Origin of the sequence: Erythrobacter oryzae, assembly GCF_030271515.1 — a bacterium.
Classification (GTDB): Bacteria; Pseudomonadota; Alphaproteobacteria; order Sphingomonadales; family Sphingomonadaceae; genus Erythrobacter; species Erythrobacter oryzae.
The window spans coordinates 388,327-413,228 of record NZ_JASCXI010000002.1 but is presented as its reverse complement, the minus strand read 5'-3'; the positions used below and the strand labels follow the sequence as shown (position 1 = coordinate 413,228).

The 24,902-nt window shown below is 69.4% G+C and carries 22 protein-coding genes; 7 read left to right on the top strand and 15 right to left on the bottom strand.

All coding sequences use genetic code 11. The annotated features are described in order from the left end of the window. Window positions 1-10: 10 nt before the first annotated feature. Window positions 11-292 carry a DUF427 domain-containing protein gene (locus PFX90_RS06785; protein ID WP_285711620.1) on the top strand — a complete coding sequence of 94 codons (282 nt, stop codon included), beginning with the start codon at window positions 11-13 and terminating at the stop codon, window positions 290-292. 9 nt (window positions 293-301) lie between these two features. On the opposite strand, the gene PFX90_RS06780 is transcribed toward PFX90_RS06785, so the two are convergent. The 13 genes from PFX90_RS06780 to PFX90_RS06720 form a co-directional block, all read right to left on the bottom strand. After that, window positions 302-1,975: a sulfatase-like hydrolase/transferase gene (locus tag PFX90_RS06780; RefSeq protein ID WP_285711619.1), complete on the bottom strand. Its 1,674-nt coding sequence runs from the start codon at window positions 1,973-1,975 to the stop codon at window positions 302-304. Further along, window positions 1,972-2,385 carry a DUF1330 domain-containing protein gene (locus PFX90_RS06775; protein WP_285711618.1) on the bottom strand — a complete coding sequence of 138 codons (414 nt, stop codon included), beginning with the start codon at window positions 2,383-2,385 and terminating at the stop codon, window positions 1,972-1,974. Before PFX90_RS06775 ends, PFX90_RS06780 begins: the two co-directional genes overlap by 4 nt. Next, window positions 2,382-3,290 (bottom strand): haloalkane dehalogenase, encoded by a 909-nt coding sequence (locus tag PFX90_RS06770; protein WP_285711617.1) that lies wholly within the window; start codon window positions 3,288-3,290, stop codon window positions 2,382-2,384. The genes PFX90_RS06775 and PFX90_RS06770 overlap by 4 nt, the downstream gene beginning before the upstream one ends. 53 nt (window positions 3,291-3,343) lie before the next feature. After that, the gene (locus tag PFX90_RS06765; RefSeq protein WP_285711616.1) at window positions 3,344-4,273 is read right to left on the bottom strand and encodes a formylglycine-generating enzyme family protein; all 930 of its coding nucleotides are present in this window, start codon (window positions 4,271-4,273) and stop codon (window positions 3,344-3,346) included. Further along, window positions 4,273-4,887, bottom strand: a complete 615-nt coding sequence (locus PFX90_RS06760; RefSeq protein WP_285711615.1) for a TetR/AcrR family transcriptional regulator — start codon at window positions 4,885-4,887, stop codon at window positions 4,273-4,275. The genes PFX90_RS06765 and PFX90_RS06760 overlap by 1 nt, the downstream gene beginning before the upstream one ends. 50 nt (window positions 4,888-4,937) lie before the next feature. Further along, window positions 4,938-5,735, bottom strand: coding sequence for an esterase/lipase family protein (locus PFX90_RS06755; protein WP_285711614.1), 798 nt, complete (start codon window positions 5,733-5,735; stop codon window positions 4,938-4,940). A gap of 35 nt (window positions 5,736-5,770) precedes the next feature. Beyond that, window positions 5,771-7,297 carry a WS/DGAT/MGAT family O-acyltransferase gene (locus tag PFX90_RS06750; protein ID WP_285711613.1) on the bottom strand — a complete coding sequence of 509 codons (1,527 nt, stop codon included), beginning with the start codon at window positions 7,295-7,297 and terminating at the stop codon, window positions 5,771-5,773. Between the two features lie 118 nt (window positions 7,298-7,415). Continuing rightward, on the bottom strand, window positions 7,416-8,402 hold the full coding sequence (locus tag PFX90_RS06745; RefSeq protein WP_285711612.1) for a DUF2891 domain-containing protein: 987 nt from the start codon (window positions 8,400-8,402) through the stop codon (window positions 7,416-7,418). Further along, window positions 8,393-9,343: a DUF979 domain-containing protein gene (locus PFX90_RS06740; protein ID WP_285711611.1), complete on the bottom strand. Its 951-nt coding sequence runs from the start codon at window positions 9,341-9,343 to the stop codon at window positions 8,393-8,395. Before PFX90_RS06740 ends, PFX90_RS06745 begins: the two co-directional genes overlap by 10 nt. Continuing rightward, window positions 9,340-10,011 carry a DUF969 domain-containing protein gene (locus PFX90_RS06735; RefSeq protein ID WP_285711610.1) on the bottom strand — a complete coding sequence of 224 codons (672 nt, stop codon included), beginning with the start codon at window positions 10,009-10,011 and terminating at the stop codon, window positions 9,340-9,342. The genes PFX90_RS06740 and PFX90_RS06735 overlap by 4 nt, the downstream gene beginning before the upstream one ends. Further along, window positions 10,008-13,568 (bottom strand): hydantoinase B/oxoprolinase family protein, encoded by a 3,561-nt coding sequence (locus PFX90_RS06730; RefSeq protein WP_285711609.1) that lies wholly within the window; start codon window positions 13,566-13,568, stop codon window positions 10,008-10,010. The genes PFX90_RS06735 and PFX90_RS06730 overlap by 4 nt, the downstream gene beginning before the upstream one ends. A gap of 45 nt (window positions 13,569-13,613) precedes the next feature. After that, window positions 13,614-14,801 (bottom strand): acyl-CoA dehydrogenase family protein, encoded by a 1,188-nt coding sequence (locus tag PFX90_RS06725; RefSeq protein ID WP_285711608.1) that lies wholly within the window; start codon window positions 14,799-14,801, stop codon window positions 13,614-13,616. A gap of 64 nt (window positions 14,802-14,865) precedes the next feature. Then, the gene (locus tag PFX90_RS06720; protein WP_285711607.1) at window positions 14,866-15,489 is read right to left on the bottom strand and encodes a TetR/AcrR family transcriptional regulator; all 624 of its coding nucleotides are present in this window, start codon (window positions 15,487-15,489) and stop codon (window positions 14,866-14,868) included. A gap of 101 nt (window positions 15,490-15,590) precedes the next feature. Between PFX90_RS06720 and PFX90_RS06715 the strand changes: the two genes are divergently transcribed. Genes PFX90_RS06715 through PFX90_RS06690 form a run of 6 tightly spaced genes read left to right on the top strand, consistent with a single transcriptional unit; the run spans window position 15,591 to window position 21,832 of the window. Next, a complete protein-coding gene (locus tag PFX90_RS06715) occupies window positions 15,591-16,586 on the top strand; it encodes a 3-oxoacyl-[acyl-carrier-protein] synthase III C-terminal domain-containing protein (RefSeq protein ID WP_285711606.1) in 996 nt (331 codons plus the stop codon). Further along, window positions 16,583-17,593 (top strand): NAD-dependent epimerase/dehydratase family protein, encoded by a 1,011-nt coding sequence (locus tag PFX90_RS06710; protein ID WP_285711605.1) that lies wholly within the window; start codon window positions 16,583-16,585, stop codon window positions 17,591-17,593. Before PFX90_RS06715 ends, PFX90_RS06710 begins: the two co-directional genes overlap by 4 nt. Further along, complete coding sequence (locus tag PFX90_RS06705) at window positions 17,590-18,441, top strand: MBL fold metallo-hydrolase (RefSeq protein ID WP_285711604.1); 852 nt, start codon at window positions 17,590-17,592, stop codon at window positions 18,439-18,441. Before PFX90_RS06710 ends, PFX90_RS06705 begins: the two co-directional genes overlap by 4 nt. Further along, the gene (locus PFX90_RS06700) at window positions 18,428-19,666 is read left to right on the top strand and encodes a hypothetical protein (protein WP_285711603.1); all 1,239 of its coding nucleotides are present in this window, start codon (window positions 18,428-18,430) and stop codon (window positions 19,664-19,666) included. The genes PFX90_RS06705 and PFX90_RS06700 overlap by 14 nt, the downstream gene beginning before the upstream one ends. Further along, window positions 19,659-20,819 carry an ATP-grasp domain-containing protein gene (locus PFX90_RS06695; RefSeq protein WP_285711602.1) on the top strand — a complete coding sequence of 387 codons (1,161 nt, stop codon included), beginning with the start codon at window positions 19,659-19,661 and terminating at the stop codon, window positions 20,817-20,819. Before PFX90_RS06700 ends, PFX90_RS06695 begins: the two co-directional genes overlap by 8 nt. After that, complete coding sequence (locus PFX90_RS06690; protein ID WP_285711601.1) at window positions 20,819-21,832, top strand: aromatic ring-hydroxylating oxygenase subunit alpha; 1,014 nt, start codon at window positions 20,819-20,821, stop codon at window positions 21,830-21,832. Before PFX90_RS06695 ends, PFX90_RS06690 begins: the two co-directional genes overlap by 1 nt. Here PFX90_RS06690 and PFX90_RS06685 read toward each other — a convergent pair. Then, window positions 21,829-24,180 (bottom strand): putative bifunctional diguanylate cyclase/phosphodiesterase, encoded by a 2,352-nt coding sequence (locus tag PFX90_RS06685; RefSeq protein ID WP_285711600.1) that lies wholly within the window; start codon window positions 24,178-24,180, stop codon window positions 21,829-21,831. The genes PFX90_RS06690 and PFX90_RS06685 overlap by 4 nt on opposite strands. 8 nt (window positions 24,181-24,188) lie before the next feature. Continuing rightward, the gene (locus PFX90_RS06680; protein WP_285711599.1) at window positions 24,189-24,824 is read right to left on the bottom strand and encodes a cupredoxin domain-containing protein; all 636 of its coding nucleotides are present in this window, start codon (window positions 24,822-24,824) and stop codon (window positions 24,189-24,191) included. Window positions 24,825-24,902 lie beyond the last annotated feature (78 nt).

Sequence of the window (24,902 nt, the reverse complement as noted above, 5' to 3'; positions counted from 1 at the left end):
GGCGCACAGCATGGTCAAGGCACGGTGGAACGGCGTCGTCATCGCCGAGAGCGACGAGACCGTGGTGGTCGAGGGCAACCACTACTTCCCGCGCGCACACGTCAATGCCGCCTACCTCGCCCCCAGCAGCACCCAGACGCGCTGCCCGTGGAAGGGCACGGCCTCCTATCATTCGCTGGTGGTGGACGGCGCGACCAATCCGGATGCGGCTTGGTACTATCCCGAGCCCCTGCCCGCCGCTGCCGAGATCAGGGACCGGATCGCCTTCTGGAAGGGTGTCGAGGTCGGGTAGCGCCCCCGCCTAGTTCGGCCAGTATATGAATTCGTCGCCCTTGCGGTAAGGCTCGGCCAGTGTCTTGTCGATCGAGACCGGCGTCTCGAAGGTGCTGGCATAGAGCGGCGGCTTGCGGCCCCGCTCGTGCGCGGCGAGAAGCGCCTGCAAGGCTGCGAGCCGCGCCGGCTCCCGTGCGGCGAGGTTGACCTTCTCGGTCGGATCGGCGGCAAGGTTGTAGAGCCACACCTTTCCCTGCCTGCCGTTGACCTGAAGCTTCCAGTCGCCGCTGCGCACTGCTTTGTAATAGCCGCTCGACCAGAACAACGGCGCATCGGCGCGAGGCTGGGCGCCCTTGCCTGTGAGGGTCGCGAGCAGGTTGCGCCCGTCAATCGCCACCCCCTGCGGCAGGCGCGCGCCCGCGGCGGCGGCGAAGGTCGGCATCAGGTCGACCTGCCCGACGGGAAGCGCAATCTTCGATCCCGCCGCGACCTGCGCAGGCCAGCGCGCCAGCAGCGGCACGCGGATCCCGCCCTCGAAGAAGGTGCCCTTGCCGCCCCGGTAGGGCGCGTTGAGCCCGTCGAGGCCCACGTAACCCGGCGCGCCATTGTCCGAGGAGATCACCACCAGCGTGTTCTCGGCCAGCCCCTCTTCTTCGAGCTTCGCCATGATCCGCCCGACCGAGCGGTCGAGGGCGCGCAGCATCGCGGCATAGACCCTGAGGCGCTCTGGGCCGCCGATATCGCCCACCGCGTCGTAATCCGCCTTCGTCGCCTGCAAGGGCGAATGCACCCCCCACTGGGCCAGATAGAGGAAGAACGGCCGGTTGCGGTTCGCCTCGATCACCTTGAGGCTCTCGTCGGTCCAGTAATCGGCGAGGTAGCCGCCCGGCGCGAACTTTTCGCCGCCGTTGTAGCTGGTAGCGAAATTTGCAGAGGCCCACAGGAAACGGTCGATCGGGTCGAAATCGATCGGGGCGTTGACGACCTGCGGATCATCCTCGGGCAGATGCAGCAGCCCGTCCATGTTGAGGCTCTCGTCGAAGCCTTGGCGGTTGGGGAGGAACTTGGGCGCATTGCCGAGGTGCCACTTGCCGATATGGACTGTGTGATAGCCGCGCGCCTTGAGCACCTCGGCGACAGTCACTTCTTCCGGCGGGAGGCCCTGCTCCTCGAACGGCGGCGCGCTGGCCTCGGCCTCGGCGTTGGTGAGGATCGGCGGGCGATCGGGGTGCATCTGGTTCCAGACCATCGGCACGATCCGCGGAAAGCCGGCGGGCGTCGGCGTGAACTCGAACCCGGTGCGGGTCGCATAGCGCCCGGTCATCAGCTGCGCGCGGCTCGGCGAACAGGTGGCGTTGCCCGCATAGGCCTGCGTGAAGATCGCGCCCTCGGCGGCGAGCTTGTCGATGTTGGGGGTCTTGACCTTGCCGCCCGCCACCCCGCCGCCGAAGGTGGAGAGCTCGTTCATTCCGAGATCGTCGAACAGGATGAAGACGATGTTCGGCGGGCGTTCGGCCGGGCTCTGCGCGGTCTGGGCGGGGCCCTGCTGCCACGGCACGGGACGGTTGGGCGCGACCGGCTGGGAGTTGCTGCGCCAGCGCACGAGCGCGAGCGCGATGTCGGTGCGCAAGGCGTAAGCACCCCCCGCCGCCAGCGCCAGCCCGCCGAACGTGCCGAGCAGCGCCTTGTGCCAGCGTTTCACGCGTCGCGATCCCGCGTGCAGATGTTGAGCTGCCCCGCGAGCCCCGCCTCGCGGTGCTTCGTGATCGCCTGATATTCGGGCGATTGCACCATCACCATCATCGCCTTCCTCGACGGGTATTCGGCGATCGCGACCATATCCCAAAGCTCCTCGATTTCGCCCAGAAGGAGCCCGGTCACCGCTCCGCCGAAGCGCACCTTTCCGCCGACTGCGGCAAGGCAGGCCTGCACGCCCGCGGCATAGCGGGCATAGGCCTCGCGCCCCGTCAGTCCGGGCTCGGAGCCGTCGGCATAGGTCGCCTTGTCCTTGAACTTGAGGAGGTTGACCATGCAGATCGGCTGGCCGTCATCGGCGCCGAAGAAGGCCATCGCCTGTTCGGGCTTCGGGTGCTGGGCATTGGTGACGATCATGGCTGGCCTCCCTTGGCGGCGACATCGAGAATGGCGGCGACGAAGCCCTGCGGGTCGTCCTCCTGAATGAAATGCCCGCCGCGGAGCGTGCGGTGGGCCTGCCCCGCGGTGCCGGGGACACGGCCGATGAAGCGCGTCTCGCCGGTGCGGGTGATCGGATCGCCGTCGGAAAAGGCGCAGAGGAAGGGCTTGTGCCACTGGTCGAGCACCTGCCACGCCGCCTTCTGGTCGGGCACCGCCGAGTTGCCTTCAAAGGGCACGAAGCTCGGGAAGATCCGCGCCCCGGCCTTGTAGCTGGCATCGGGGAACGGCGCGTCATAGGCGGCGATCTCGGCGGGCGAGAGCGGGCGCTTGGTGCCCTTGGCGATGATCTTCCCGATGGGAAACAGCGGGCTCCACTTCGAGAACGCCCGCCAGATCGCGAAGGCGCGCGGCGCGGGGCCGCCTTCGGGCAGGCCGCCATTGGAAAGCGCCACCGCGCGGAACCGCTCCGGCATCGCGGCTACCAGCCTCAGCCCGATCAGCGAGCCCCAGTCCTGACAGGCGAGCGTGATGTCGGAGAGGTCCAGCCCCTCGAGCCACTGGCGCATCCACTCGACATGGCGCGCATAGGAATAGTCCGATTTCTCGGCGGGTTTGTCCGACTTGCCGAAGCCGACGAGATCGGGGGCGATCACGCGGTAGCCTGCCGCCACTACGGGTGCGATCATGTGGCGGTAGAGGTAGCACCAGGTCGGCTCGCCATGCATCATCAGCACGATCGGAGCATCGCGCGGGCCTTCGTCGATGTAGTGGATGCGCAAGCTGGTGCCGCTCGCCGCGTCGCGCACCTCGGCATAGTGCGGGGCGAAGGGGAAGTCCGCGATGGCGGCGAAAGCCTCATCCGGCGTGCGCAGGACTTTCACTCACTTCCCCTCCCCTGTTTTGACATCATGAATGTCATTAGTCCGGCGGCACGTCAATCCTCTGACGAAGGCGGCGGGCGGCGCGTGTCGATCAGGCGGAAGCCGATATGGTCGGTGCCCAGCCCACGCTCCTGGAACTGCCGCGCGGCGGGGCGGTAGCGGGCGCAGTAACTGGCCGCGCACAGGAACGAGCCGCCCTTGATGACGCCGACGGGCTCCGCAGCGTCGGCCCGCGCGCCCGCGGTGCTGGTCCACTCCCAGACATTGCCGATCATGTCGTGGAGGCCGAAGGCATTGGCGGCAAAGCACCCGACCGGCGCGCGTCCCGTGAAGCCGTCGGTGCCGAGGTCCTTGGCCGGAAACACCCCCTGATAATAATTCGCCTGCGGCTTGCCCGCCGCGTCCAAGGGCTCGGGCAAGGCGCGGGCACCGGCGCGCGCGGCGTACTCCCACTGCGCCTCGTCGGGGAGCTCCTTGCCCGCCCATCGGGCGTAGGCGAGCGCATCCTCGTAGGCGATCTGCACCACCGGGTGCCGCTCGCGCCCCCCGATCCCGCCCTTGTCGCCCACCGGGTCGCGCCACTGCGCGCCGACCGCCCAGCGCCACCATGCGCGGTTGTCGGGCGTGGGCACGCGGAAGACGGCCGAACCCGGCTGCGCCATCTCGGGCGGCGCACCGGGGAGCGCGGGCGGCGTCCGCTCTGCCATAGTGACGTAGCTCGTGGCGGCGACAAAGGCGGCGAACTGGGCGTTGGTTACCTCGTGCGCGTCCATCCAGAAGCCCTCGACGCTCACAACGCGCGGGGGGCCTTCCTCTGGGTAGCTGGGGTCTTCGCCCATCGTGAAGGAGCCGCCCGGGACCCACACCATGGCGTCGTCCGCAAGCCCGGTGCAGGTGCTCGTTTCGGGAGCGTCAGGGGCCTCGGCCTCGCCACACGCCGCGAGCAGCGCGCAGGCGAGGAGCAGAGCCAGCCAGCGCGCCATCACCCTTGCGGCCAGCGCGCCAGCGCGTCGCCCAGCATCCGCCGCACCGCCGCCGCCGCCTCTTGCGGGTCGAGGTTCTGGTCGTGCCTCAGCAGCCGCCAGGTGTTGAAACTGAGGATCACGTTGAGGCCCCGCGCCCCCTCGACATCCGCGCGAACGTCCTCGGGCAGATGCGCTGCGAGCGCCTCGGTCTCAAGCCGCAGCTGGCGGCGGTAGCCCTCCATCAGGAAGGCGGATTCGAACCGCCGGACGTTGGCCGAGATGCGGTAGGGCATGATCGTCTCGAAGATCGCAGCACGGCGCTCGGCGATGTCGAACAGGCGCTGCTGCCACGTCGCGCCCTCGGGCGGGCGCATCAGGATGGGGAGAATCTGGCGCTCGATCGCTTCGGCCATCTCGCGATAGAGCGCGTCCATGTCGCGGAAGTGGCGGAATACCGAGCGCAGGCCCACCCCCGCGAGCTCGGCAACCTGCGCCGCGCTCGGCGCGACCTCTCCGCCCGCGACGAGATCGAGCATCGCGGCAACGATCTTCGCCCGGCTCGACCGGCTGCGCTCCCGCCGGCCATCGCTGGTGACGGGAGTAGAAGCGCGGTTGATGTCCGGATCGGCCATCGGGCAAGCCTATGATTTGGCATTTACCCTGTCAATTGAAGGGCGCACCCTCAGTCGAGCGGAGTCTTGGGGAACATCCACTGGAAGGCAAGCGGGGCCTCGAACGGCGCCCAAGTCCCCTCGGGTTGCGCCAGCCGGTCGGCGAGCGCGAGCATGACGCTCGGATTGACCCCGAGGCCGCAATGGCTGGCATAGACCTCGATGTTCTCGGTGCGCGTGGCGGCAGGCTTCTGCACCGACCCGCGCCAGTGGACGATCCCGTCGGTCTTGGTGAAGATCGAGGTGGTCGGCACCGGCGGCGCTTCGGCCAGCGCGCGGAAGCGCCCGCCCTGCATCGCCTCGGGTTCCTTGCCGTTCAATAGTTCGAACAGGCGCGCGGCGCTGGTATGGTTGCGATCGTCGGAGATCGGGCTGCCGAGGCTGACCACCAGCCGCACCCGTTCCGGATGGAGCTTGGCGAGTTCGCGCGCCAGCACCCCGCCGAGGCTCCACCCGACGAGCGAGACCTTGCGGCCCGTATCGTCATTGAGCCGATGGAGCTGGGTCTCCAGCCGCGCAATCAGCGCATTGTCGACCCGGACGTTGCGCCCGCTGTTCCAGCCATGCGCGTCGTAACCCAGATCGCGCAGCAGGCGCCGCATCGGGCTGGTCGAGGTGTTGCTGGCCATGAAGCCGGGCAGAACCTGCACCGCGTGCCCGTCACCCTTGGGCAGGGCGGACAGGAACGGGCGGCTCATGTAGAAGGCGCCGAGTTCGAACATCGCGCGCCCTTCGACGAGCGTCCAGAAGCGGTGCGGCGGGTGCGGCGCGGGTGCTGACGGGGCGGCGAGGGTTGCCGATGCGGCCATTGTGTTATCCTTTTCGGGTTTGGTCTTGCGGCCGGTCATGCAGGCTTTGCTTTACGAGCGGCGCGCGCCGGTTTGGGCTTCGCTGCCGGTTTGGCCTTGGGAGCGGGCTTTGCCTTGGGCGCGGGTTTTGCCTTGGCCGCAGGTTTCGGCGCGGCGGTTGCAGCCCTTGTAGCAGCCAGCAGCTCGGCGAAACTATCCTCGATGCACTTTACGTAGAAATCGGGATCGGGGAGCAGCTCGCGGTCGGCGGTGAAGGCGATGGTTGCCTCGTCGCAATAGGACTGCACCACGTGGCCGAGGCCGAGGCCGTCGGTGAGGCATAGCAGCCCCATCATGCTCTCGAGCCGCGCGCCGGTGAAATGGATCGGCACCGGCGGGCCGGGCACGTTGGTCACCACGGTCGTGAACGGCGGTGCCACCCCGCGATTGGCGAGGCCGAGGCGGGTGTAGAGCTGCGCCCCCAAGGCCATGAACAGCGCGGGGGAGACCTTGCTCATCTCGGTCATGTTGCGCGCGCCGATCGCGTCGGACATGGCCTTGGAATTGGCGGTCTGCGAAAAGACGAAGGTGAGGCGCTCCGCCGGATCCTCGATATGCGTGCCTAGCGGCGCGATCATCGCCGCGACCTGATTGCCCATGTCGCCCTTCTCGCCGCTGGAGCGCACCGAGATCGGGGCCATCGCGGTCAGCGTCTTTTTGGGCAGATCGTCCTTGGCGAGCAGATATTTGCGCATCGCTCCGCCGATGATCGCGAGGAACACGTCGTTGACCTTGGCGCCCTCGGCCAGCGCGCGGATCGCCTTGATATCGGCGAGCTTGAAGCTGCGCCCCTCGACCACGCGGTGCGGCGAGATCGTGCGATTGAAGCGCGACTTGGGCGCGAGCATGTCGGAGGAGACGGTGAAGTCCTTGACCACCAGGCCTTTGATGGCCTTCGCCAGCCCCGGCGCGGCCTTGGCGGCGACCTCCAGCTGCCGCAGCGGATTGGTGACCGCGTTGAAATAGCTCTTGCCGAGCAGTTCGATGGGGTTCGGAATGCGCTCGGGCTTCCACGTGTCGGGTTGGTTCGGCGGCGGATCGCCGGGACGCAGGGTGTGGAGCGCCTCCATCAGGTCGATCCCGCTCATCCCGTCGATCGCGGCATGGTGCACCTTGGTGACCATCGCGAAGCTGCCGGGCGCGACGCCGGGGATGTTGTCGAGCCCCTCGACCACGGTGAACTCCCACGGCGGCCGGTCGAGATCCAAGGGCCGCGCGAAGATCCGCGCCGCCTGGATGCACAGCTGCCGCCAATCACCCGGGCGCGGCAGGGCCACGTGGCGGACGTGATATTCGAGATCGAAGTCGGGATCCTCGACCCAGTAGGGGTAATCGAGATCGAACGGCACACGCACCAGGCGCTGGCGCATCGTGCGGCTCAGCTGCGCGCGCGCGCCGATGAATTGCAGGATGTCCTTGAAGCGGACGAAGCTGCCGGGCGCGGTCTCGGGATTGTAGATCAGGATCGAGCCGATATGCATCGGCGAATTGCGCGTCTCGAGCGCCACGAAGGACGCGTCCATTCCCTGCAATTGGCGCAAGGTTCTCTCCCCGTTGACACCCCTTTACGGGGTTTTATTGCGCCAGAGGCTATCAGACGCTGAGGCGCGGTCAACTTGCCGCCCCCGTCAATGCCTTCCGTTACGGGCGCAAGAGGGCCAGCAGGGCGAAGCTCGCCAGCCAGTGTTCGCCCATGTAGTCGCCCTCGACATGGGGAAGCGCGGCGGCGAGGTGGTCTTCGGCGAGGCGCTGCAAGGGGTCTTGAGGATCGGTGCGGCCCAAGGCGCGCGCGATGTCGCGCAGGCACCAGGCGCGGCTCAGGTTGAGCCCGTCGAGATGGGCGATCTTGCCGTCGCTGCGGTCGGAGACAGTGACGGGGAGGCATTCGCGCGCGAGCCAGCCGTTGGCCTCCACCAGCGCCTCGAACCACGGGGCGAAGGCGAGGTGCGGGGTGACTTCGCTCATCAGCAGCGCGGCGGTGAGGACGGGGGAGAGGAACTCGTCCCCGCCCGGCTCCCACCCGGCATAGTCGCGGCGATGGGCGAAGGCACGGGTCGCCCAGTCGTCGATCAGCATGACGAGATCGGGGTCGCGCGCGACGGCCCAGCGCCGCGCCAGCACCAGCGCGAAGGCGGTGTTGCTGTGGGTGCCGACGGTGATCGGGTAGGTGAGGATGCCGAGGTAATCCCGCAAACGCGCAGCAAAGGCGCGGGCCAGCGGTTCGAGCCGTGCGCCCCATCCGTGATCCTCGTGCCGCGCGGCCTCATGATGGAGATACATCAGCCAGCCCCAGCCGTAGGGCCGCTCGAAGCCGCGCGCAGAGGGGCGGTCGATATAAGCGAGTTCCATTGCCAGCTTCTCTGCGGTGAAGGTCATCTCCGCCAGCGCCGCGATCTGCGGGGCCTCGGGCATGTCGGGATAGAGGCGCCGCAGCGTCAGCAGCGTCCACCAGCCGTGGACGCAGGAATGCCAGTCGAAGCTGCCGAAGAACACGGGATGGGCGTCTTGCGGCAGGCGCAGGTCGTCCGGTCCGGTGAAGACGTGGTCGTCCTTGTAAGGGAAGGCCCGCGTCACATGGCCCAGCACCACGCGGGCAAAGCGGCGGGCGGTGTCCTCGGTCAGTTCCACAGCAGGAAGGCTCCGATGTAGATGATCAGCACGTTGACCGCCCACAACGGCACTGCCGTGCCCACCTGCTGGCGGATCACCGCGTTCTGGTCTTTCAATTCGAGCAGTGCGGCGGGCACGATGTTGAAATTCGCCGCCATGGGCGTGAGCAGCGTGCCGCAGAACCCTGCCAGCATCCCCACCGCACCGATCACCGCCGGATTGCCGCCATAGGTCTGGATCAGGAGCGGAATGCCGATCGCGGTCGCCATCACCGGAAAGGCGGCGAAGGCGTTGCCCATGATCATGGTGAACAACGCCATCCCGGCGGCGAAGACGACTACGGTGAGGAACACGCTCCCCTCGGGGATCACCCCGCGCGCGACCCCGCCGATAATGTCGCCCACCCCGGCGAGCGCGAACACCGCCCCCAATGCCGCCAACATCTGCGGCAGGATCGCGGCCCAGCCGATGGAATCGATCAGCCGCCGCCCTTCCTGCGCAGGGGCCATCAGCGGCGGGCGCAGCCAGACCATTGTCGCCAACATCGCCACAAGCACCCCGATCCCGAACAGGATCAGTGTCTCGCGCCGCGCCTCGAACAGCCCGGTCTCGCCCAGCGGCGTGTAGTTGTAGAGCAGCGTTCCCACGACCGCCGTAAGCGGCACGACCAGCGCGGGGAGGAACAGGCGGTTTCCGAGCCGTGCCGCGTGGGCCTGCCGTTCCTCGGGCGAGGTTGTCGGCGGATCGCTGCGCTTGAGGCCGCCCAGCCCGGCAATCGCCACCAGCGCCAACACCAGCACGCCATTCGCGAGATCGGACATATGGCTGCCGAAGAAGAAGCTCACCGCCAGCAGCGCCCAGAAGGCGGCATTGCCCCATCGCCTGTCCTTCGCCGAAAGCGCCGCCCATATGGCGAAGGCAGCCCCCGCGAGCACATAGAGCCACTCGTAGGTGATCATTGGCCCGCCCTCCCCAGCCGCCGGTCTAGGGCGAGGACGCGCCATGAATGGATAGCGAAGGCGGCAAGCGCGGTCGGGATCGCCCAGACCGACAGCTCGAGCGGGGTGAGCGGATAGCCTGCCGCCTCGAACACCCCTTGGATCAGCAGGATCGAGGCGATGGCGAAGAAGATGTCCTCGCCGAAGAACAGCCCGACATTGTCGGTCGCGGCGGCCATGGCTTTGACCTCGTCGCGCGCGTCCTCGGGCAAGTCGCCGTGGGTCTTGACCGCCGCCGCCTCGGCCATCGGCGCGACCAGCGGGCGCACCGCCTGCGCGTGGCCGCCGATGTCCTTCATCCCCAGCGCCGAGGCGAGCTGGCGGAAGGCGAGATAGGCGACCAGCAGCCGGCCCATCGTCGCGCCCTGCATCCCCTCGATCAGGCCCCGCGCGCGCTGCTGGAGGCCGTAGCGCTCCAAGAGGCCGATCACCGGCAGGATTATCCACGTCACCGAGATATAGCGGTTGTCGTTGAAGGCCTTGCCCAGCGCCTCGATCACCGCGACCGGATCGAGCCCCGCCAAAACGCCGGTCGCCAGCGCGGCGCTCACCACCACCAGCAGCGGGTTGAAGCGCAACGCGAAGCCAAGGACGACAATGGCGATGCCCGCCAGCGGCCAGTAGTTCATGCGCCGAAGCCCCCTCCTCCGGGTGTCAGGATCACGAAAGTGTCACCCGGCTGCATCTCGGCCGAGCCGGTCGCGCCGAGATCGTCGCGGGTGCCGTCGGCGCGCTCGACCCAGTTCTGTCCGGGGAGCGCATCGCCCCCGCCCGCCAGCCCGCGCGGCGGCACCATGCGGCGGTTCGCCAGCATGTTGGCGCGCATCGGTTCGAGGAAGGTCATGCGCCGCACCACCCCGTCGCCGCCGACTTGCCGCCCCGCCCCGCCCGAGCCGCGGCGGATGGAGAACTCCTCCAGCCTGACCGGCAGGCGGGTCTCGAGAATTTCGGGATCGGTCAGGCGCGAATTGGTCATGTGGGTCTGCACCGCGCTCGTTCCCGGGTGATCCGGCCCCGCACCCGATCCGCCGCAGATCGTCTCGTAATACTGGTGCCGCGCGTTGCCGAAGGTGAAATTATTCATCGTCCCCTGCGAAGGCGCGAGGCGGCCCGTGGCGCCGAACAGCGCGTCGGTGACGACCTGGCTGGTCTCCACATTCCCCGCCACGACCGCCGCGCCGGGCCTCGGGTTGAGCATCGAGCCTTCGGGCACGATCAGTGTCACCGGGCGCAGGCATCCGTCATTCATCGGGATCGCATCGTCGATCAGCGTGCGCAGGACATAGAGCGCGGCGGCGCGGGTGATCGAGCGGGGGGCGTTGAAATTGTCCGGGAGTTGGTCGCTGGTGCCGGTGAAGTCGAACACCGCCGAGCGGCTATCGCGGTCGATGCGGATCGCCACCTGCACCAACGCGCCATTGTCCATCGGATAGGCGAAGCTGCCGTCCTCCAGCCCGCCGATCAGCCGCCTCACGCTCTCCTCGGCGTTGGCGAGGACGTGGTCCATGTAGGCGGCGAGCACGTCCGCCCCGTGTTCCCGCGCCGCCCCCGCCAGCAGCTCAGCCCCGCGCGTGCAGGCGGCAAGCTGGGCGCGGAAGTCAGAGAGATTGCGTTCGGGGTTGCGCGCCGGATAGTCCGCCGCCGCCAGCGCCGTGCGGATTTCGGCCTCGCGGAAATGGCCCTCGTCGACCAGCAGCACATTGTCGAGCAGCACGCCCTCCTCGGCGATGGTGCGGCTTTCTGGCGGCATGGAGCCGGGTGCGATCCCGCCGATGTCGGCATGGTGGCCTCGCGCGGCGACGAAGGCGTCCGGTTCGTCGCCATCCGCGCCGTAGAACACCGGCACGATCACCGTGATGTCGGGCAGGTGGGTGCCGCCGCGATAGGGATCGTTGAGGACATAGGCGTCGCCCCGCCGGAATCCCCGCCCGTCGCGCGCCTGCCCCCGAGCTTCGATCACCCGCGCGATGGAGTCGCCCATGCTCCCCAGATGCACCGGAATGTGCGGCGCATTGGCGATCAGCGCGCCCTCGCGGTCGAACAGCGCGCAGGAGAAATCGAGCCGCTCTTTGATGTTCACCGAGGTCGCGGTGGATTGCAGCACCACGCCCATCTCCTCGGCGATGGCCATGAAGAGGTTGTTGAAGATCTCGAGCCGGACGGGGTCGACCGCGGTCCCTGCCGCGCGTTCGCGGGCAAGTGGGGCGGTGCGGGTGAGGACAAGGCTCCCCTCCTCCGCCAGTTTCGCCTGCCAGCCTGCCTCAACCACGGTGGTTGAACCGGGGTCGATGATCAGCACCGGCCCCGGCACAATCTCGCCCGCCCGCATTCCGGCACGGGCCATGACGGGCCACTCGCCCGGCAGCAGCGGCGCTGTGGCGGCGGCAGTTTCTGGAATGGCGCGAGCTGCGGCCACCCCGCCCGCCAGCCCCGACGCCTCGACGCTCAGCGCCTCGACGATGATCGTGCCCTCGGCGTCGGAATAGCCGTAGCGCTCGCGGTGCAGGTGGCGGAAGGCGGCGTCCATGCTCTCGGGATCCTCGCAGGGGATCGCGAGCAGGCTGTCGCTCCCGGCAAAGCGCAGCCGCGCGGCGGGCGCGAGGCGGATCGCTTCGGCGGGAATGCCCTGTGTCAGCAGGTCGGCGCGCGCCTGCGCTTCGAGAGCGGCGTGTTCCTCGGCGAAACTCTCGCCCAAGGGCCGCATCAGGGTGACCTCGCGGATCGCCTTCACCGGGGCAAGACCGATCCCGTAGGCCGAGAGCATCCCGGCAAGCGGGTGGACCAGGACGGTCTCCATCCCCAGCGCGTCCGCCACGCGGGCCGCGTGCTGGCCGCCCGCGCCGCCGAAACAGGCGAGCGCATAGGTCGTCACATCATGCCCGCGCGCGACAGAGATTTTCCGGATCGCCGCCGCCATGTTGTCGACGGCGATTGCGAGGAAGCCCTCGGCGATTGTCTCCAGCGGGCGCGGTTCGGGGAGCTGTGCGGCGACCTCCTCCAGCCGCGCGCGGGCGGCCTCGGGGTCTAGCGGTTCGTTGCCAGCGGGGCCGAACACGGCGGGGAAGAAGGCCGGGTCGATCCGCCCGAGGAACAGGTTGCAGTCGGTCACCGTGAGCGGCCCGCCCTTGCGATAGCAGGCCGGGCCCGGGTCTGCGCCCGCACTTTTCGGGCCGACGCGGAAGCGCGATCCGACAAAGCGGCAGATCGAGCCGCCGCCCGCCGCGACCGTGTGAATCTGCATCATCGGCGCCGCGACCCTGACGCCCGCGACCACGCTGTCGCCCGTCAGCTCCACCTCGCCCGCGTAATGCGCGACATCGGTGCTCGTACCGCCCATGTCGAACCCGATCAGCCGCGTATGGCCGAGCGGTTCGCACGCCGCCACCATCCCCACCACGCCCCCCGCCGGGCCAGAGAGGATCGCGTCCTTCCCCCGGAACGCGCCGACTTCCGCGAGCCCGCCATTCGATTGCATGAACCGGAGCGCGCCGGTCGCGGGCAGGCTCGCGGCGAGCTTGTCGGTGTAGCGCCTCAGAACCGGCGAGAGATAGGCGTCGACCACGGCCGTATCCCCGCGCGGCACCAGCCGGATCAGCGGAGCGACCTCGTGGCTGACGCTGACCTGCGCGAAGCCCGCCTCGCGCGCGACCTCAGCCAGGCGCGCCTCGTGGTCGCGGTGCTGCCAGCCGTGGATGAGCACGATCGCGAGCGCATCGAAGCCCTCGCCGCGAAGCTGCGCGAAGGTCGCGCGCGCCGCGCCCTCGTCGAGCGGGCGCAATATCGTGCCGTCGACCGCCACCCTTTCGTCAATCTCGACGACCTTCGCCGGGAGTTGCTCAGGCAACACGATATGCCGCGCAAAGATGTGGGGCCGCGCCTGAGTGCCGATCCTGAGGGCATCGCCAAACCCACGCGTGATCGCCAGCGCCAGCCGCTCGCCCTTGCGTTCCAGCAGCGCATTGGTAGCGACCGTGGTGCCGATCCTGAGTTCCGCTATCGGCCCCTCACCATGTTCCGCCATCAGCCGCCGCACCGCCTCGCTCGCGGCGTCGGCATAGTGGCCGGGGTTCTCGGACAGCAGCTTGGCCGTCACCAGCCGCCCATCGGGCGTTGTGGCGACGACATCGGTGAAGGTCCCGCCGCGGTCGACCGCGAAGCGCCAGGCTGGGGGTTGGGCCACACTCATACGGCCCTTCTCTCGCCGAGCCGTGCCGACAAAGCAACCGCGCCGCTAGTGCTCCTGCGCCGCCTTCCAGTCGCGCCGCAACTTCTTGGCGAGGCTCCACTTGTGGACCTCCGTGGGCCCGTCATAGATGCGGAAGGCGCGGATTTCTCGGAACATGGTCTCGACGATGGTCTTGTCGGTCACGCCCGTGCCGCCCATCACCTGCACGCACTTGTCGGCGACCCGCATCAGCGCCTCGGAGACGGCGACCTTGGTCATTGAGCTTTCGACCGTGCCGAGCGATCCGGTGTCGAGCACGCCCGCGCACCAATCGATCATCAGCTCGCATTGCTTCAAGTCGATCATGTTCTCGGCGAGCATGAAGCCCACGCCCTCGTGGTCGATCAGCGTCTTGCCGAAAGCCATGCGGCGATTGGCATAGTCCACCGCGATCTCCTGTGCGCGGATGCACCCGCCCAGCCAGCGCATGCAGTGCGACAAGCGCGCCGGCGCAAGGCGGATCTGGGCATATTTGAACCCCTCGCCCGCCTGACCAAGCATCTGGTCGGCGGGGATGCGCAGATTGTCGATGGTGATCTCGGCGTGGCTGCCGGGCATCGAGCTGTCGATGGTGTTGGGCACGCCGGTGATCCGGATCGCGGGGTCGGGCAGGTCGACGAGGAACATGCAGGCCCCGCCCGCGCTGTCCGGGTCCTCGGACTTCGCCATCACGATCCCGACCTTCGCGCCCTCCGCCCCGGTGATGAAGCACTTCTTGCCGTTCACCACCCAGTGATTGCCGTCCTTGCGGCAGGTGGTGATCATCATGGAAGGGTCCGCGCCCGCGCCGTTGAGCTCCGCCGGTTCGGTCATGAAGAAGGCCGAGCGGGCATGGCCTGCAACCAGCGGCGTGAGAAAACGCTCCTTGAGGTCAGGGCTGCCGACTTTGCCGATCAGATACATGTTGCCCTCGTCGGGCGCCTGGGTGTTGCAGGCGAGCATCCCCAAGGGCGTGAGGCCGGACTTGATGAGAATCACCGCGGTCTCGCGCTGGTTGAAGTGGCTGCCGTCGGGGCGGATGTGCGGGGTCAGCACGCCCGCTGCCCGCGCCAGCTCGCGCATCTCCATCACCAGCTCGTCGGTCGGCGCGCCGTGGTGGTCGCGGCGCGGGTCCTGTTCGTAGGGGAAGATCTGCCCGCGCACGAAGGCCTCGACCTTTGCGGCCATCTCGAGCGCTTCGTTGCTGATCGTCATGTCGGTCATCCCTCGCTTGTGCCGCCTCGCGCAGCCCTATGCCAAGGCCGGGGGCCTTGCGCAGCTATTGAATTGGGGACGGGGTCGATCCGGCGTGGGCCGAGAGGGCTTCCATCACGCGCGCCAGAGCCTGACCCGCCGGGTCCTCCTCGCGCATCAGGGCATAGCTGCCCGACAGCCACAGGGCGCAATGCCCGTGGACCGTCGCGATCAGCGAGCGCACGAGGCGGCGGGTCGCCTCCGCGTCCGCCTGTCCGAGCCAGCGGGTAACCTCGCGGTCGACGATCCCCGTCAGCGCCTCGCGCGCGGCTTCGTCCTGCTTCGCAATGGTGGTCGTGCGGTCGATGCGGTGGTCGTAGATCGCCATCCACGCGTTGCGGTTGGCATCGGCGAAGGCGAAATAGGCGCGCACCAGCGCCGCAAGGCGCGCGTCGCCATCGTCGGGCGTGGCAGCGAGCGCTGCCTCCAGCCAGGCGCTCCATTCGCGGAAGGTGCGGCTGTTGACCGCGATCAGATAGGCATCGAGCCCGCCGAACACGTTGTAGATCGTGCCCACCGAATAGCCCGCCCGCCGCGCCGCCTCGCGCGCCGAAAACTTGGCGAAACCCCGCTCGGCCATCAGCGCGTGGCCGCACTCGATCAGCAGCTCGCGCAGCGCGTCAGGCGTGTGATCGGATCTCCGTCCCATGAAACGGGTGATAACCAGGAAATTGAACGTTGTCCAATTTTTAATTGAACAGTGTTCATTTGTGTGGGAGTGTATGAGCGAATCACAGGGGAGTACCGTTGGTGTTCAGCAATTTCGCCATCGTCGGCTGGGGGGCCTACCGCCCGCGGCAGAGGCTTGCCTCCGAAGATCTCGACAGGCGCCACGGTCATCCGCCGGGGTGGACCGCAGCCGAGTTCGGCATCGCCGCGCGCCATGTCGCCGATGCCGACGAGACCACCTCGATGATGGCCGCCGCGGCCGCACGCATCGCCCTTGACCGGGCCGGATGGGGCGATGCCGCGCCCGATGTGATCATCGGCGGGTGCGGGGTGATGGAGCAGCCGATCCCCTCGACCGCGGTGCTGGTGCAGGACCGGCTCGGCCTCGGCCTTTCGGGCGTGCCGTGCTTCGACGTCAACCAGACCTGCCTGTCCTTCGTCGCCGCGCTCGATGTTGCGGCGACGGGGATCGCGGCGGGGCGCTGGAGGCGCGCGCTGATGTTCGCCAGCGACATCGCCTCGGCGGGGCTCGATCCGGCGGTGCCAAAGACCCGCTCGATCTTCGGTGACGGGGCGGCGGCCATCGCGATCGAGGCTGCGGATGACGGGACGCGCGGACTGATCGGCGCGGCCAGCGTCACCCACGGGGCGCACCAAGCCCTCGCCCAGCTGCGCGCGGGCGGCACCCGGCTGCGCGTCGAGGAGGGCTATGACGCGCTGGTCGCCGGGTCGCGCTTCGAGATGGACGCCTTCGGCATCTTCAAGGCCGCCGCAAAGGCGCTCCCCGGCGTGATCGAGCGCGCGCTGGCCGAGGCGGGCGTGACACGCGAGGCAATCGCCTGCGTCGTCTGCCACCAGGCTAGCGCGCCCGGGGTGGCGCACGTCAAGCGGCTGTTCGCGCCGGACGACACGCGGGTGATCGACCTCTTCGCCACCCACGGCAACCAGATCGCCGCCTCGATCCCCACAGTGCTCGCCCACGCGCTCGAGAGCGGGAAGGCCAAGCCCGGCGACGCCATCCTGCTGCTCGGCACCGCGGCCGGGATCAGCGCGACCGCGATGGTGATCCGCCTGTGAGCAAGCGCCGCATCCTCGTCACCGGCGCGACCGGCGGGCTGGGACTGGCGCTGGTGCGCGAGGCGCTGGCCCGCGGGGCCGAGGTGGTCGCAAGCGTGCGCGATCCGGCGGCCGGCGCGCAGCTTCAGGCGCTCGGCGCGCGGTTCCACCGCTGCGATCTCGCCTCGCCCGACGCCGACCTTGCCGCGCTGATTGCCGGCTGCGATTCCGTGATCCACGCCGCCGCGCTTTCGGCGAGCTGGGGACGCGAGGCGGATTTCGTCGCCGCCAATTTCACCGCCACCGCCCGCCTGCTAGACGCAGCCCGCGCCGCCGGGGTGAGCCGCTTCGTCTTCGTCTCCTCCCCCTCGATATTCGCCGGATACCGCGAGCGCATCGGCATCGCCGAGCATGACTTGCCCGAGGCGGCCCCGCTCAACGCCTATGCCCGAACCAAGCTCGCCGCCGAGCGCATGGTGCTCGCGGCCAGCCACGAGGGTCTCGCCACCTGCGCAATCCGCCCGCGGGCGCTGGTGGGAGAGGGAGACCGGGTGATCCTCCCGCGCCTTGCAGCGCTCGCCCGCCGCCAGCGGATGCCGCTGCCGGGGGGCGGCAGAGCGCTAATCGAGCTCACCGACCTGCGCGATGCCGCATGGGCGATCTGCGAGGCCGAGGCGCGCCTTCCGGCCGTGGCGGGTTGCGCGATCAACATATCGGGCGGCCAGCCGATCGCGGTGCGCGATCTCGCTCTGCGGCTTGCCGAGGCGATGGGAGAGCGCCCGCGCCTTGCCGCCGTCCCGCTGGCACTGGCCCGCCCACTCGCGCGCCTTGCCGAGACCCTCGCCCGCCTCATCGCATCCCCGGAGGAACCCGTGCTGACCCGCTACACGCTTGCAACGCTCGGCTATTCGCAGACCTTCGATCTTGCGCCCGCGCGGCGCCTGCTCGGTTACGCGCCCCGACATAACGCGATCGCGACCCTGCTCGCCGAGGCGCGCCGCCTCGCCGCCACGGGAGCCGCCGCATGATCCGCGTCGACCTCCAGTGGATCGAGCGCGGCTCTTGCAGCCATCCCGAAGCCATGACGATCGGCGGGGGCAGCCTGTGCGCCACGCGCTTCCCCGCGCTGGTCGGCGTGATCCGCCACCCTTCGCGCGGGATCTTCCTGTTCGACACCGGCTACGACCCCGCCTTCATCGCCGCGACCCGGCCTTTCCCCGAGCGCTTCTATCGCTGGACCACGCCGGTCCGCATCGGCGCGGGCGAGGAGTGGCGCGCGTGGCTTGCGGCAAACGACGTGGCCGAAGCCGAGATCGCAGGGACGATCCTCTCGCATTTCCACGGAGACCACGTCGCGGGCATGGCCCACCTTGCCGACCGGCCGGTCTGGTGCGCCCGCGCGGGGCTCGCGCAACTGCGCCGCCCGGGCCGCCTCGCGCGGGTGCGGCAGGGGCTGCTTTCCGCGCTCGTCCCTCCGCAAGTCGACGCGAAGGCGCGTTTCTTCGAGGATGCCCCGGCACGCGCGCTCCCATCGGCGTTCACCCCCTTTGCCGAGGGGCGCGACATCCTCGGCGACGGCTCGCTGCTCGCGGTCGAGCTGCCGGGGCATTGTGCGGGCCACTGGGGGCTGGCGCTCACCACCGAGGCGGGGCAGCCGGTGCTGCTCGCGGCCGATGCGGTGTGGTCGGGCCGCTCGATCGCCGAGCGCCGCCCGCCGCCGCGCCTCACCACCGCGCTGCTCGGCGACACGCGGCGCTACCGCCAGACGCTCGACCTGCTGAGCCAGGCGGCGGCGGGCAACCGCGAGCTTGCCATCCTCCCCTCGCACTGCGCCGCCAGCGCGCGGGCCTTCCGGGGCGAGGATGACACAGGCTAGCCGCATCCTTGCCGCATGGTGGCGCACGCGGACGGCGCTGCGCCAGTCGCCGGAGCGGCTCGCCGAGGGCCGCTTGCGGGCGTGGACGGCGCTCCAGCCGGCGCTCGCCCGCACTCCGGCGCTGGTGGCTTTCGCCGGACAGCCGCTCGATAACTTCCCGATCACCGACATTGCGGACCTGCGGCACGACTATGGCGCGTGGAACAGCCTCGGCCTCTCGGACAGGGAGCTGCGCGCCATGGCCGACGCTGCCGAGGCAGGCGAGCAAGCCGCCCCCGGCGCTCTCTCGGCCGGGTGGTCGACGGGCAGCGGCGGCACGACCCGCGGCCTGTTCGTGGCGAGCCCGGCCGAGCGTGCGGAATATATCGGCCAGAGCCTCGCCCGCCTGCTCCCGGCGCGGGCGCTGCTGCGGCGGCAGCGGATCGCGCTCCACCTGCGCGCGGGCAATGTGCTCTACAGCGACGCGGGGCGCGGGCGGATCGCCTTCCGCCATATCCCGCTGGCGAGCCAGCTCGCCGAGACTAGCGCCGCGCTCGAGGCCTTCGCGCCGACCATCCTCATCGCCCCGCCGCACCGCCTGCTGGCGCTGGCCGAGGCGGGGGTGCGCCTGCCTGCGCTGCGCCACCTGTTCTGCGGCAGCGAACCGATCAGCGCCGCCGAACGCAGCCTTGTCGCCGCGCGTCTCGGGCTTGGCCCACGCGCAATCTATCAGGCAACCGAGGGATTTCTTGGCGCCGAATGCCGCGCAGGCCGGTTGCATCTCAACGACCACGTGCTCGCGATCGAACTCGAGCCCGTCGCGGGAACGCCGGGGTTCCGCCCGATCATCACCGACCTGAAGCGCGCCAGCCAGCCCGTCGTGCGGCTGCGCGGGGACGATTATCTCGAGCTCGACCCGCGCCCCTGCCCCTGCGGCTTTGCCGGGCGGGTGATCCGCCCGGTCGAGGGCCGGGTTGCGGACATCTGGCGGGGATCTGCGGGCTGCGTCACCCCGCCGCAAATCGTCGCCGCCGTCGAGGGCGTGCTTGGCGCCGGGCACCGCTGGCAGGCAGTCGGCGAGCTTGCGCGAGCGGTCTTGCGGGTCGCGCCAGACTGCCCTCCGGCACAAGCCGAGGCCGCCGCGCAGGCGCTTGCGGCGGCGGCGGCGCGGCCGGTGGAGCTGCGCCGCGATCTCCCGGAATGGAGCGGGTCGAAGCGCCGCAAGGTGGTGTGGGCCGATGGCTAGGCGCGTCCTCATCACCGGCGCGCGCGCGGCGGCGGCGCTCGATCTGGGGCGCGATTTTGTCGCGGCCGGGTGGGATGTCCACCTCGCCGACTGCCGCCCTTCGCGCATGGCCCGCTGGTCCCGGCTTCCGCTCCGCCACCACGCCTATCCGCCGCCGCGCCAGCAGGCCGAGGCCTTCCGCCGCGCGACCCTCGCACTGGTCGAGGAGGAGCACATCGACCTCGTGGTGCCGACCTGCGAGGAGGTCTTCCACCTCGCCGCGCCGTCCTTGCACGCCGCGCTCGGCCCGCGGCTGTTCGCGCCCGATCTGGCGGTGCTGCGCCAGCTTCACGACAAGCTCGCCTTCGCCCGCGCCTGCGAGGGCTGGGGCTTGCCGGTGCCGGAGAGCCATCTGCTCGCCAGCATGGAAGATGTCGCGCGCTTCGCCGGAGAGGCGTCCGAGTGGGTGTTCAAACCGTGCTTCACCCGCTTCGGCGACGCCGCGCTGGTCGGCCCCTCACGCGAGGCACTAGGCCGGATCGCGCCGACACCTCAAACCCCGTGGCTCGCCCAGCGGCGCATCCGGGGGAGCGAGGTATGCTTCTACGCCCTCGCCCATCACGGCGCGCTGACCGCCTTCAGCGCCTACCGCTCCGACTGGCGACTCGGCGGCGGGGCGAGTTACGCCTTCAAGCCGCTCGGAGGCGCACAGGCAGAGGCGCTTCGCGACATAGCCGCCCGCATCGCTACCTCGGCCGAGCTCCACGGCCAGTTCGCCTGCGATGCGATAGTCGATGCCGAGGGCCAGCCCTTCCTGATCGAATGCAACCCGCGCGCGACCAGCGGGGTTCACCTGCTCGCCGGGACGGGTGACCTCGCCCGCGCGATCGGCGAGGGCGTGCCGCTCGATGCCCCGGCGCAGACCCCGGCCTACCTTGGCCCGGCAATGCTGGTCTACGGCCTGCCGCAAGCGATCCGCGAGGGGCGGCTGCGGAAGTGGGCGCAGCTGCTGATGCGCGGCCGCGATGCGATCTCGCGCCCCGGCGACCGCCTGCCGCTCGCGGGCGCGCTGGCCGATGCGGCGCGCTTCATGCAAGAGGGGCGCGCCCACGCGATCACCACCACCGCGGCGACCACCCGCGACATTGCCTGGAACGGCGAGGAGCTGGACTGATGAGCTTTCCCCAAGCGGTGCAAGAGGCATGGCACATGGTTGCCCTCGCGCGCGATCTGCGCCCCGGCACCGTGCGCAAGGTCATGCTGTGCGGCACGCCGATCGCGCTGTTCCGCTCCGAGCGCGGGATCGGCGCGCTGATCGACCGCTGTCCGCACCGCAACTACCCGCTTTCCGAGGGCCGCGTGCATCAAGGAGCGCTCGAGTGCCCCTATCACGGCTGGCGGTTCGCGCCCGACGGGAGCTGCACCGAGATCCCCGGCTGCCCGCTCGCCGCCGCCGCCGACCCGCGCCTCAACGCGGCGGCATTACGAGTGGCCGAGCGGCACGGCGCGATCTTCGTCACTCTCTCCGATGCCGCACCCCCCGAGCCGCCGCTGCCGCCCGACTTCGGTAGTCCCGAACTCGATCACTTCTGGTGGCAGCAGGGAACCTGGGAGGGCCGCGCTTTCGACGCGATCGAGAACGTGATGGACCCCTTCCACACCAACCACCTCCACCACGGCTTCATCCGCCGCCGCGACCGGCGGCTGGCGGTGGATCTGGTGGTCACCAGCCACGGCGACGGGATCGACATGGCGATCGAGCAGACCCAGCCCGATCTCGGCCTGATGTCGCGCTTTCTGGAGCGCGACCGGCAGCGCAGCGTCTCGCGCTATTATCCGCCGACCACGGTGCAGGCGCGCTGGGAGGGAGAGACCCGGCTGACCCTGTGCGTCACGGCGATCTTCACGCCGGCGGCCGAGGGCACGTTCACCCCCTTCGCGCGCTTCTCGACCCCCAAGGGGATAGCGCCCGGCTGGCTGAAACAGGCCGCGATCAGGCTGTTCCTCGCCCCCGTCGTGGCGCAGGACCGCAAGGCGCTGGCCCGCCAGCACGCGGTGATGACGCAATTCGGCCACCCGCAATTCACCTCGGGGCCGGGCGACATCTTGGGGAGCCGCCTGCACCGGCTATGGCGCGGCGAGACGCTCGAACCGGGTCAGGAAGCGCCGGTCAAGGCGATGCTCTAGGCCCGCAGCTGGCGCTGATACCCTGCCCCGTCGCGCAGCAGCGCGGCCACGGCATCGGCCGCAACCGGCTTCGAGAACAGGAAGCCCTGGATGTTCTGGCAACCCTCGCGTTCCAGCACTTCGAACTGGGCGACGTCCTCCACCCCTTCGGCGAGGGTCTCCATGCCCAAAGCCGCCGCCAGCGTGGTGATCGCGCGGATCACCGCGTGCCCGTTGCCGCTGGTGCCCAGATCCTCGACGAAGCTCCTGTCGATCTTGACCTTGTCGAAGGGGAAGGAGCGCAGGTAGCTCAGCGAGGAATAGCCCGTCCCGAAATCGTCGAGCGCGATCCGCACGCCGAGATTGCGCAGCGAATGCAGCGTTGCCAGCGTCGCGTCGACATCGGCGATGAAGATGCTCTCGGTGATCTCGAGCTCGAGGCGGGAGGGCGCAAGGCCGCTCGCCGAAAGCGCCGAGAGCACGGTGGCGGCAATCCCGCTGGAGGCGAACTGCTTGGGCGAGACGTTGACCGCGACCGAGACGTCCTCGGGCCAGGTGCTCGCCTGATGGCAGGCCTCGCGCAGCACCCATTCGCCGATCGGGATGATGAGGCCGGTCTCTTCGGCAAGGGTGATGAACTCGATCGGTTTGACGCGCCCGCGGGTCGCATGGTTCCACCGGATCAGGGCCTCGAACCCGGTCAGGCGCTTTTCCCTGAGGCTGTAGAGCGGCTGGAAGTTCAGCTCGAACCCGCCGTCCTTGATCGCCGCGCGCAGATCCAGCTCCAGCTGGCGGCGCTGGCGGGCGGCTTCGTCGAGCCCGGGTTCGAAGAAGTGGTAGCTGGCCTTGCCCTCGTGCTTGGCGCGGTAGAGCGCAAGGTCGGCGTTCTTCATCAGGGTGATGCCGTCCGCGCCATCGCCCGGTGCCACAGCGATGCCGATGCTGGCGCTGCACGCGGCGCTCTGGTCGTTGACGGTGATCGGACGGTCGAAGCTGCGTTGCAGGCTGTCGGCGATGGTCCCGAGATTGGCCTTGTCGTCGATGCTGTCGATCAGGACCGCGAATTCATCGCCGCCCAGCCGCGCGACCAGCGCATCGGGCAGGTCTTCGCGCAGGTGATCGGCCACCGTCCGCAGCAAGGCATCGCCCGCCGGGTGGCCTAGCGTGTCGTTGACCATCTTGAAATCGTCGAGATCGACATAGGCGACGAGGATTCTCTCGCCCGAGCGCCGACGCGCCAGGGTATTGGCCAGCTGCTCGGTGAAGAGCTTGCGATTGGGCAGGCCGGTGAGGCCGTCATGCAGGCCGACGTGGATGATCTCGCGCTCGCGTTCCTCGATCGCGACGACCATCTGGTTGAAGCTCTCGGCCAGCCGCCCGATCTCGTCGTCGGTCTCGACCTTGAGCGTGACCTCGCGGCCCTCGCCGATCAGCCGGGTCGCCGCATCGAGCTGCTGGAGCGGTTCGGTGACCGAGCGCGCGACCTTCCAGCTGATCCACACGGCGAGCGCGATCCCGCCGATGGCGAGCGCGATCAGCCAGATCTTGAGGCTGGCATAGGCCGCGAGCGATTGCGCCACGGCATGGCGCAGCACCAGACGCGGGTGGATGCCGTCTTCGAGCACGGCGAGGTCGGAGGTGTGATAGAGGAGGCGCTCGCCTTCGGCTTCGCGTTCGAACACGGTCCGGGGCGAGGCGTCGCGCAGCCATGCGGGCTGCCCGCCCGTCTCCACCACCTGCGCCTCGAGCGCGATCGGGGCGAGTTCGACCAGCCGGTCGAGCTCGGCGCGGTCGAGTGGCTGGGCGATCACGAGCCAGCCGATGAGGTCGGGCGCCTCGATCGGCGCGGCGGCGGCAAGCGCGAGGCCCCTGGGCGAGCGGATGATCCCGCGCGCCTGACCCGCATCGAGCCGGGTCCAGAGGCTTTCGGGCGATGGCACCGCGCTGGCATCGGCGGCGAGGACCTCGCCATCGAGCGTGAGGACGAAGGCGGTGTCGGTGCCGGCGCGCGTCTCGAGGCTGGCAAGCGCGCTGGCAATGGTCGGCTCGTCACCGGTCGCGACCGCCTCGCGGAAGCCGAAGTCGCTGGCGAGAACCCCCGCCTGATCGCCCATCTGGCGCGCGCGGGCGGCGAGAATTTCGTCGAACACCCGCGCATTGGCTTCGAGGTCACGCGCCGCGCTCGCTTCGCCGAAACGCGAAAGCCCCCCGGCCGCGAGCGAAACGACCAGGCCCAGCACCAGCGCGAACAGCCCGGCATAGAGCAGCGCGATGCGGGTGCGCAGTGATCCGAAGCGCATCTTGCGCAGCCGCGCCAGCTGCGCGCCGAAGGCCTTGCGTGCGTCGTTGCCCGTTTTCAGGCCGCTCACCGTGCCTGTCATCGCAGGGCGACCTTGAGCTTGTGCGTCTGGGCTGCGCCGGTGACATTGAGCGCCGACGTGCTCTCGTTCTCCATCCCGCGCAGTTGCGGGTGCCACACCGTCACCTTCGCCGCGCCCGCCGGGACGCCGGTCAGGGTGACATAGCCGTTGTGATCGGTCTTGCCGGCAAAGGGCGTGTCGGTGACGCGGATATAGCCGCGCATCTGGTCGTGGATGTTGCAGCCCAGCTTGACGCTCCCGACGATCGGAAAGGAATGGGTGCGGGTCTGGTCGCGGCCGTAGAGCTCGATGGTGAAGCGCGCCGGCTTGGAGAAGCTGTAGATCGAGTGGCGCACGGTATCGAGATTGGGAAAGGCAACCGTGCTGCCCTTGGCGACGATCAGCGTGCCGGGGACGAATTGCTGGTTCTTCTGCCCCATCCCCATCTTCCACGGGAAGCGCACCGGCCCGGCGACCGCCTTGGCGGCGTGCACCTCGACCACGGCATCGCGCACCGGCAGCCCGTCGCCGCCGACGACCTGGACGCGCAGGCTGGCGGGCGCGGCGGCCTCGACAACGACCGCGGCGCTGCCCCAGATCAGGGTCGCACAGGCGAGGAAGGCAGTGAGAAGGGAGAGGACAGCACGCTGCATCGCGGCGATGCGTTAGCGGCAACAGCTTAAGAAACCCTCCCCCTGTGGTTTAGGCGTGATTTACGATGTGCTGCTAAC